The following is a 9,361-nucleotide window of genomic DNA, read 5'->3' on the forward strand; positions in this document are numbered from 1 at the left end:
GTCGCATGCGGGCGTATGTTCGGCCGGGCCCCCGGGATGTCAGTCGTTCCCGATAGGCTGACGAAATGACGCGTGCCGAGCAGCCAACGGTCGTGAGCCACGACCCCGACGACGCCCTGGTCGCCGACTCCCGAGAACGCGCGGTACGCGCACTGCTGCGGTTCCCGCCGCTCAAGCGGCTGTGGAGCGCACACCTCGTGGGCAGTGTCGGCGACGCACTCGCGCTTCTCGTCCTCGTCGTCCTGGCCCTGCAGGCGGCGGTCGCGGAAGGCGCGTTCGGGAGCGGTTACCGCGGGGCGGCCTTCGCCGTCGCGGCGGTCTTCGGCGTGCGCGTCCTCGCCACGCTGCTCTTCGGCGCGGTCCTGCTCGGGCCGCTCACCTCGCTGACCTCAGGATCCGGGGGGAGAGCGGCGACTTCGAACAGGAGAGCAGCGACTTCGAACAAGGGTGGTGGCAGGCGACGGGCGGGCGGGCCGCTGGACCGGCGCTGGACGATGATCGGGGCGGACGGCCTGCGCGCCGCGCTGCTGATCATCGCGCCGCTGTGGATCGACTGGACGCCGGACAACGCCCTGGCCGCGCTGCTCGTCAGCGGCTTCGTCATCGGCGTCGCCGAGCGCTTCTGGGCCGTGTCCCGGGAGAGCGCCGCCCCGGCCCTGCTGCCCGCGCCGCCGCCCGAGGGCGCCACGGTGCGGCCGCTGCCGGACCACATGGAGGCGCTGCGCCGCCTCTCGCTGCGCACCGGGTTCGTCGCGGTGCCGCTCGCCGCGCTCGCCCTGATCGCCGTCACGCTGATCGGCAACCTGCTGGGCGCCGGGATCGACTGGTTCGCGCTGCACCAGGTCGCGCTCGCCTCGTACGTCGCGGCCGGCCTCTTCGCCGCCTCGCTCTCCGTCGTGTACTTCCTGGAGCTGCCCGACGCGCAGACGCCGCGGGCCCGTTCGCCGCTGGAGGGGCTGCGCCGTCCGAAGACCGCATCCGGTGTGGACAAGGGCCGCACCAACGCCGCCCCGCTGCTGGTCCTGGCCTGCGCCTCCGTCGCCGGTGCGATCTCCGCCGCCGTCGCCGTGGCCGTGCTGCACGCCGTGGATCTGGACGGCGGGCCGGTGCTCTTCGGCCTGCTCGTGGTCGGCCTGACCGGCGGCACCGTCGTCGGCATCCGCACGGCGCCTTCGGTGCTGCCCGGGTTGTCGCGCCGCAGGCTGCTCGCGCTCGCCGTCGCGGTCACGGGCATCGGCCTGCTCGCGGCCGGCCTGGTCCCCGACACCACCACGGTCCTGCTGCTCGCCACGCTCTCCGGGTACGCGGCCGGGGTCGCCGCCCACATCGGGCACGCCCTGCTCGACCTGGAGGTCGAGGACCACCGCCGCGTCCGGACCACCGAACATCTGCAGGCGGTCGTGCGCGTCCTGGTCGCGCTCGGCGCGCTCGCGGCGCCTCTGCTCGCCGCGGCGATCGGGCCGCACCGCCTTGAGAGCGGCAAGTTCGTGTTCGCGCACGGCGGTGCCGCGTTCACGATGATGCTGGCCGGCGCGCTGTTGCTGCCCGTCGCGGCGCTCGTCCTCGCCAAGACGGACGACCGCTCGGGGGTGCCGCTGCGGCGCGACCTCGGCGAGGCCCTGCGCGGGGCGGAGCCGGAGCAGGCGCCCGCCGCCACCGGCTTCTTCATCGCACTCGAAGGGGGCGACGGCGCGGGCAAGTCCACGCAGGCCGAGGCGCTCGCCGAGTGGATCAGGACCAAGGGCCACGAGGTCGTCCTGACCCGCGAACCCGGCGCGACCCCGGTCGGAAAGCGGCTCCGCTCGATCCTGCTCGACGTCTCGTCGGCCGGGCTCTCGCACCGCGCGGAGGCCCTGCTCTACGCCGCGGACCGCGCGGAGCACGTCGACACGGTCGTGCGCCCCGCCCTGGAGCGCGGCGCCGTCGTCATCACCGACCGGTACATCGACTCGTCGGTCGCGTACCAGGGCGCCGGGCGCGACCTGTCGCCGACCGAGATCGCCCGGATCTCGCGCTGGGCCACGGACGGACTCGTACCGCATCTGACGGTGCTGCTCGACGTCTCCCCTCAGACCGCGCGGGAGCGGTTCACCGAGGCGCCCGACCGCCTGGAGTCGGAGCCCGCCGAGTTCCACGCGCGCGTGCGCTCGGGTTTCCTCACGCTCGCCGCCGCCGATCCCGGCCGCTACCTGGTGGTGGACGCCGGCCAGGAACCGGAGGCGGTGACCACGGTCGTACGCCACCGTCTGGACCAGATGCTGCCCCTCTCCGACGCCGAGGTGAAGGCGCAGGAGGAGGCCCGCAAGGCCGCCGAGGAGGAGGCCAGGCGCAAGGCGGAGGAAGAGGCCGCGCGCAAGGCCGAGGAAGAGCGCCTGGAGCGTGAACGGCAGGAGCAGCTGGCCAAGTTGCGCGCCGAGGAGGAGGAGCGCAAGCGCCGCGAGCTGGAGGAGGCCCGCCGCCGCGAGGCCGAGCGCCAGGCCGAGGAGGCCAGGCAGCGCGCGGAGGAGGCCCGTCGCCTCGCCGAGGAGGAGCGCAAGCGCCGCGAGGCCGAGGAGAAGGTGCGGGCCGCCGAGCAGGAGCGGCTGCGCCAGCAGGCCGAGGAGGAGGCACGGCTGCGCGCCGAGGCCGAGGAGCGCCGCCTGGAGAAGCAGCGCAAGGCCGAGGAGGCGCTGCTCCGCGCGGAGGAGGCCCGCAGGGCGACGGCGTCCGGCCCGGCCCCGGCGGGACAGGCACCGCAGGAGCCGAGGCGCTCCGGCACGGGTGCTGGCGCTGGCATGGGTTCCGGCGCTGGCGCTGGCACGGGTTCCGGCACCGGCACTGGCGCTGGCACCGGCTCGGGCTCCGGCACTGGCTCCGACAGCGACTCCGGCACCGGCACCGGCACCGGCACCGGCACCGGCTCCGACAACGAGACGACGCTGCAGACGCCGATGGTCCGGCCGCAGTCGTCCGGCGGGTCTGGCGCGGACGCGGATTCCGACGCGACCACGGTCCTCCCGGTGGCGGGCGGCCCCGACTCCGAGGAGACCGCCGTCCTGCCGCAGCCGCCCGCCCCGCAGAGCGCGGCCGACGAGACGGCGGTGCTGCCTCCGGTTCGGGACGCCGGCCCCGCCGGCCCCACCGGCCCCGCTCAGGCACCGACCGACCGTGTGCCGCACGGCATCTTCCGCGACGAGCGGCCGGGCCCGTCCGCCGGCTCGGACAACGAGCGGACCGCCGAGCTCCCGCAGGTCGACCCGAACGCGCTCCCGCCGCGCGCATCCCGCCCCCGCCCGGACTGGGCGGAGGAGACCCCGCTGGACGACCTGCCGACCCTCGCGGACGAATTGCTCGGACCGCGGGAGGACGACGGAGAGGACCGCGGCGGTAAGCGCCGCGGGCGGCGGTAGCGGCTGCAAGTCCTGTGAGGGGGCGGTGGGTGCGGAGGTACGCATCCGCCGCCCCCTCGGCCTTGGGCGTGGGTGCGGGGGTACGCATCCGCCGCCCCCTCGTCCTTGGGGCCGACTGTCAGACCCCTGCCTCACAATGGACATCGCAGCGCAGGCACGTACGGAGAGGTAGGGGGGCGCCATGCCCGTATGGGACGACCTGGTCGGACAGGAGCGCGTCGCGGCGCAGCTCGACGCCGCCGCCCGGGACGCCGACGCCCTGGTGACCGCCACGGCCGCGGGCGAGCCGGTGGCCGACGCCTCCAAGATGACGCACGCCTGGCTGTTCACCGGCCCGCCCGGCTCGGGCCGCGCCACCGCGGCGCGCGCCTTCGCCGCTGCCCTCCAGTGCGTCAGCCCGGACCGCGCCCTCGGCGGCGCGCCGGGCTGCGGCTTCTGCGACGGCTGCCACACATCGCTGGTCGGTACGCACGCGGACGTGGAGGTCGTGCGGACGGACATGCTCAGCATCGGCGTGAAGGAGACCCGCGAGCTGGTCCGCCGGGCGCAGCTCTCGCCCGCGGGCGGCCGCTGGCAGGTCATCGTCCTGGAGGACGCCGACCGCCTCACCGAGGGCGCGGGCAACGTCCTCCTGAAGGCCGTCGAGGAACCCGCCCCGCGCACGGTCTGGCTGCTCTGCGCGCCCTCGCTGGAAGACGTGCTGCCCACGATCCGTTCGCGCTGCCGCCACCTGACGCTCCGTACGCCCTCGGTGCAGGCCGTCGCCGACCTGCTGATCCGCAGGGACGGCATCGAGCCGGAGGTCGCGCGGACCGCGGCCCGCGCGACCCAGGGCCACATCGACCGGGCCCGGCGCCTGGCCACGGACGAGCGGGCCCGCGCGCGCAGAGCGGCCGTCCTGAAGCTGCCGATGCGCGTCGAGGAGATCGGCGGCTGCCTGCGAGCCGCGCAGGAGCTGATCGACGCGGCGGCGGAGGACGCCAAGCAGGTCGCGGAGGAGATCGACACCAAGGAGACCGAGGAGCTGAAGGCGGCGCTCGGCGCGGCGCAGGGCGGCCGCATGCCGCGCGGCACCGCGGGCGTGATGAAGGAGCTGGAGGACAAGCAGAAGCGCCGCAGAACGCGCACGCAGCGGGACAGCCTCGACCTCGCCCTGGTCGACCTCACGGCCTTCTACCGCGATGTCCTCGCGCTCCAGCTGGGCTCGCAGGTCGCCCTCGCCAACACCGAGGTGCGCGACGCCCTCGACCGCATCGCGCTCGGCACCTCCCCCGAGACGACGCTGCGTCGCATCGAGTCGATCGCCGCCTGTCGTACGGCACTTGACCGGAACGTGGCCCCGCTGCTCGCGGTGGAGGCGATGGCGGTGTCACTGAGACGCGCCCGCTGAGACGCGGCGGCTGAGACGCGCCCGCTGAGCCGCGCCCGCTGAGCCGCGGCGCCTGCCTCAGCCCCCGAGAGCAGCAGCCCTCCCGCCACGAGCCCCCTTGACCACGGAATGTGCGCGCCCCGCCACCCTCCGGATACGCTCCTCGGATGGGAACCAGGCTCCGCAACATCCGCACCGGCGGCTCGCTCCTCGTCGCCGCCGCGCTGCTGGTCTCGGGCTGCTCGTCCGGGAGTTCGCCGTCCGACGACGACACGGAGTACGCGCTCCCGACGCAGACCCCGAAAGAGCTCCAGCCGTACTACGACCAGAAGTTGAGCTGGCGCGACTGCGGTGTGCCCGGCTTCCAGTGCGCGTCGATGAAGGCCCCGCTCGACTACGAGAAGCCGCAGGAGGGGGACATCAAGCTCGCCGTCGCCCGCAAGAAGGCCACGGGCCCCGGCAAGCGGCTCGGCTCGCTGTTGGTCAACCCGGGCGGCCCGGGCGGCTCGGCCATCGAGTACCTCCAGTCGTACGCCGCGATCGGATACCCGGAGCCGGTCCGCGCGCAGTACGACATGGTGGCCGTCGACCCGCGCGGCGTGGCCCGCAGCGAGCCCGTCGAATGCCTCGACGGCAAGGCGATGGACGCGTACACCGAGACGGACACCACGCCCGACGACCAGGCGGAGACCGACCTGCTCGTCGCCGCGTACAAGAAGTTCTCGCGGGGCTGCGAGCAGAAGTCCGGCAAGGTGCTCCCGCATGTCTCCACGGTCGCCGCGGCCCGCGACATGGATGTGCTGCGCGAGGTGCTCGGCGACCAGAAGCTCCAGTACGTGGGCGCCTCGTACGGCACGTTCCTGGGCGCGACGTACGCGAGCCTCTACCCGTCGCGGACCGGTCGGCTCGTGCTCGACGGCGCGATGGACCCGTCGCTGCCCGCGCGGCAGATGAACCTGGAGCAGACGGAGGGCTTCGAGACGGCGTTCCAGTCCTTCGCCGAGGACTGCGTGCGCCGCAAGGACTGCCCGCTCGGCACCGGCACCCCCGAAGAGGCCGGCAAGCGGCTGAAGGCGTTCTTCCGCTCCCTGGACAAGCAGCCGATCCCGACCGGCATGGACCGCGAGCTCGGCGAATCCCTCGCCACGACCGGCGTGATCGCCGCGATGTACGACGAGGCGGCCTGGCCCCAGCTGCGCGACGGCCTCGCCACGGCCATCGAGGACAAGGACGGCGCGGGCCTGCTCTTCCTCGCGGACAGCTACTACGAACGGGACGGCGACGGGAAGTACGCGAACCTGATGTTCGCCAACGCCGCCGTGAACTGCCTCGACCTGCCGCCCGCCTTCACGTCCCCGGACGAGGTGAAGAAGGCGCTGCCGGAGTTCGAGAAGGCCTCCCCGGTCTTCGGCGAGGGCCTCGCCTGGGCGTCCCTGAACTGCGCGTACTGGCCCGTCCGCGCGACCGGCGAGCCGCACGCCATCCACGCCGAGGGCGCCGCCCCGATGGTCGTGGTCGGCACGACGCGCGACCCGGCCACCCCGTACAAGTGGGCCGAGGCCCTCGCCGAGCAGCTGGAGACCGGCAGCCTCCTCACCTACAACGGCGACGGCCACACCGCGTACGGCCGAGGCAGCGACTGCGTGGACTCCGCGATCAACCGCTACCTCCTCCAGGGGAAGGCACCGGCGGACGCGAAGAAGTGCTGACCAGCGCCGAGGACCACCCCTGCTCGGGCCTCTGTCAGGGGTGGTCAGGGGCACCCCTTTTAACCCTGTAGACTTGGCGCCGCTGCTGATGCGAACCTCTTCCCGCAGGGGAGGAGACCTCATCCCCGCAGCTTGCCGCCTTAGCTCAGATGGCCAGAGCAACGCACTCGTAATGCGTAGGTCTCGGGTTCGAATCCCGAAGGCGGCTCAGTAAAGGCCCAGGACAGATAGCCTCTGACCTGGGCCTTTGTGCTTTTCATGATCCATTCCTCTGGGTAACGCGTCCCGCTTGGGGCCTCATGATCGCCCCCGGTGGACAACCGGTGGACAATCGGTGGACAAACCGGTGGACAGGCGTGCAGCGCGCGTGCAGCCCGGTGGACAAGCGGGGGCGATCGACCGGGGACGGGAGGGGCAATTTCAGGAGCACATCCGTGGTCCAGGGGCCGTGGTCCGTCGCGAGCGGTCTTGGAAGGTTCCTATAAACAGGCGGTGTCACGGCGCCGCCTGGTAGAGAATCGGTCGGCCGGAAGATCACGGTGGAGGGGCCGGTCGTGAACGTGATGCGCTTCGACGCGGAGGCCGGCGAATTCGTCCTCGGCGTCCGGGAGGAGAGCGTGCAGCTCCTGCGGGGCATGGGCACGATCTGTCTCCAGGTGGGGCTGGATGTGAAAGCGCCTAGCGCGACGAAGGCCGGCAGGGTCCTGGCGCTGCAGACCGACCTGTACGGGATCGCGAACCCCTACCAGCGGACGCTCGTCGGACGGGGCACGGAAGTCCTCGCATTCACGCCTGAGACCGGAGTCGAGCGCCCGGTCCTCAAGTTCCTCCTTACCTCGGCCCAGCTCCACGCCATCAACGAGGCCCGAGACGGCGACCTCCGAATGGAACTGGAGGTCGCCGGCACGCTTCCCCAAGCCCTCGGCTTCCCCGGCAGCACGACGGAGATCTTGCACTTCAGCGTGGCAAAGAGCCGCTGGATCGAACAGGTCACCGCCCTCGGGTCCGCGGTCGCGTTCGAGATGCAGGTCCCGTTCCCGCTAGAGGACGACCCCCGCGCGATGCCCGCCCGGTTCCTGCGCGCCGCCCAGCGACGACTTCTGGACGACGACATCGACGGTGCGATCCTGGAGGCCCGTCGCGCGCTGGAATGGATCAAGGGCCATAGCGGCTGGAAGTGGCCCGGCGGCAAGGGCAGGTTGCAGCGCACGCAGGACGAACGCTGGGCCTGGATCCGCTTTGCGGTCGAGGACCAGACGAGCGCAGCGGTGCACAAGGACGCGGTGACGTCGGCGTTAACCTACAGCCGGGATGAGGCGAAAGCGCTGATTGCCATCGCCGCAGCGCTGTTGACGGTCGTGGATGACCCTCTCTGAGCAGCCCAGCGGGGCCGTGAAACGGCTTCGTACACAAGCAGGAGACCCCGGTCAACTTCCCTCTGACCGGGGCTCCTTTTCCGTCCGCCGTCAGGCGGAACGATTCTGCTGTGCTGCGTCGTCCTTGCGCGGCGGCACCATCCTCGGCAGGCGAGACGAGGGGTCTGCCTGCGGCACGACGTCGGGAACAGCCGCCAGCGCCTTACGCGCATGGGGTACGAGCTGCACGACCTTCTCGGCGGCGTCGCGTGCCAGGTCGTCGAGGACGGACTGGTAGATGTCCCGCGTGATCCGCGTGTCCGAGTGGCCGAGGGTCTCCGAGACGACCTTGATGTCGACGCCCGCCGCGAGCATCAGTGTCGCTGCGACGTGCCGGAGGTCATGAAGGCGGATCGGCGGAAGGCCAGCCGCCTCCGTGAGACGCTCGAACAGGTCGCTGACCTTGCCCGGGTGGAGGAGGGAGCCGTCCTCCTGGGTGAAGATGCGACCGGTGTCCTGCCAGCCCTCGCCCCATGCCTCGCGCTTCCTCTGCTGGCGACCCTTGTGCGTGAGGAAGCCCTCGTTGGTCTCGCCGTCCAGGGCAATCAGCCGGAGGCCGCTGTCCGTTTTAGGCGCGCCCTCGTGGACTTCCCAGCCGTCTTGCACGAGCTGCGTGGCGATGGCCAGCGAGCAGTGCTTCGCGGAGTAGTCCTCCCAGCGGACACCGCAGGCTTCTCCTCGGCGGGTGCCTCGAAAGGCGATGAGCCGCCAGAGCAGGTATAGCCGTCTCCCGCGACGAAGCCGAGGAAGACGGCGGTCTGCTCCGGGGTCCAGACCATGACCGGCGACGGCTTCTTGCCGGTTTCCTGCCAGCGGGCGATGCGCTCCTCGGTCCAGAGCAGGGCCTTCGGCTTTGTTCCCGGGAGCAACTCGACGTGAGCGGCCGGGTTGAAGGCAGGCATGACCTGCTGGGCGATGGCGACGTTCAGGGCGGCCCGGAGCGTGTCGCGAATGTGGGGCTGGGTGTTCAGGCCGGTGACGCGACGATACGGGGGCATCGCGTCGAGCTGGGCGCGGAACCACTTCCGGCGTGCTCGATTCTCTGCTCCCTTGTTCGGGGTGGCCTTCAGCTCGTTGGCGACCGCACGGCGTTGGGCGTTCTGCTCCTGGATCTCGATGTTCCGCTCGTTGATGGCGTCGAACATCTTGTCGATGTGGTGGACTCGGAGCTTGTCGAGGCGAAGGTGCCCGAGGTGCGGCTTGAGGTGGACGCGGATGTCGCACTCGTAGCGCGACGCGCCGCCACGGCGCAGACGTTTCCGCCCGGCCAGCCAGGTGTCGAGCCACTCCCCGACGGTGGTCTTCGAGTTGAGCGACTGACCCGTCTGGAACCGGCGACGGGTCTCGTCGTAGTCCGGCAGAGGGGTCTTCTCTTTGACGCAGTCCTCCAGCAGGTCGCTGATCTGCGTCCTGCCCCAGGCGTCGTCCTCTTCGGGAATCGCCATGAGGGCCCGGACCTTGCCCAGCTCCTCCTGGGCC

General features: G+C 72.0%; 4 protein-coding genes, 1 tRNA gene and 1 pseudogene. 5 read left to right on the forward strand and 1 reads right to left on the reverse strand.

Going from position 1 to position 9,361, the window contains the following annotated elements; translation table 11 throughout:
* The first annotated feature begins 65 nt into the window (after positions 1–65).
* The 5 genes from tmk to QIT00_RS18160 all read left to right on the forward strand — a co-directional run bounded on the left by tmk (position 66) and on the right by QIT00_RS18160 (position 7,843).
* Positions 66–3,389, forward strand: coding sequence for a dTMP kinase (gene tmk, locus QIT00_RS18140; RefSeq protein ID WP_282536328.1), 3,324 nt, complete (start codon positions 66–68; stop codon positions 3,387–3,389).
* 181 nt (positions 3,390–3,570) lie between these two features.
* The gene (locus QIT00_RS18145; protein WP_282536329.1) at positions 3,571–4,779 is read left to right on the forward strand and encodes a DNA polymerase III subunit delta'; all 1,209 of its coding nucleotides are present in this window, start codon (positions 3,571–3,573) and stop codon (positions 4,777–4,779) included.
* Positions 4,780–4,925: 146 nt separating this feature from the next.
* Positions 4,926–6,467, forward strand: a complete 1,542-nt coding sequence (locus QIT00_RS18150; protein ID WP_282536330.1) for an alpha/beta hydrolase — start codon at positions 4,926–4,928, stop codon at positions 6,465–6,467.
* A 134-nt stretch (positions 6,468–6,601) separates the two neighbouring features.
* A tRNA-Thr gene (locus QIT00_RS18155) sits at positions 6,602–6,675 on the forward strand.
* Between the two features lie 346 nt (positions 6,676–7,021).
* Positions 7,022–7,843 (forward strand): hypothetical protein, encoded by an 822-nt coding sequence (locus QIT00_RS18160; protein WP_282536331.1) that lies wholly within the window; start codon positions 7,022–7,024, stop codon positions 7,841–7,843.
* A gap of 90 nt (positions 7,844–7,933) precedes the next feature.
* Here QIT00_RS18160 and QIT00_RS18165 read toward each other — a convergent pair.
* A pseudogene (locus QIT00_RS18165) lies at positions 7,934–9,361 on the reverse strand (tyrosine-type recombinase/integrase); the annotation flags it as partial.

Source organism: Streptomyces luteolus, assembly GCF_029968015.1.
Classification (GTDB): Bacteria; Actinomycetota; Actinomycetes; order Streptomycetales; family Streptomycetaceae; genus Streptomyces; species Streptomyces luteolus.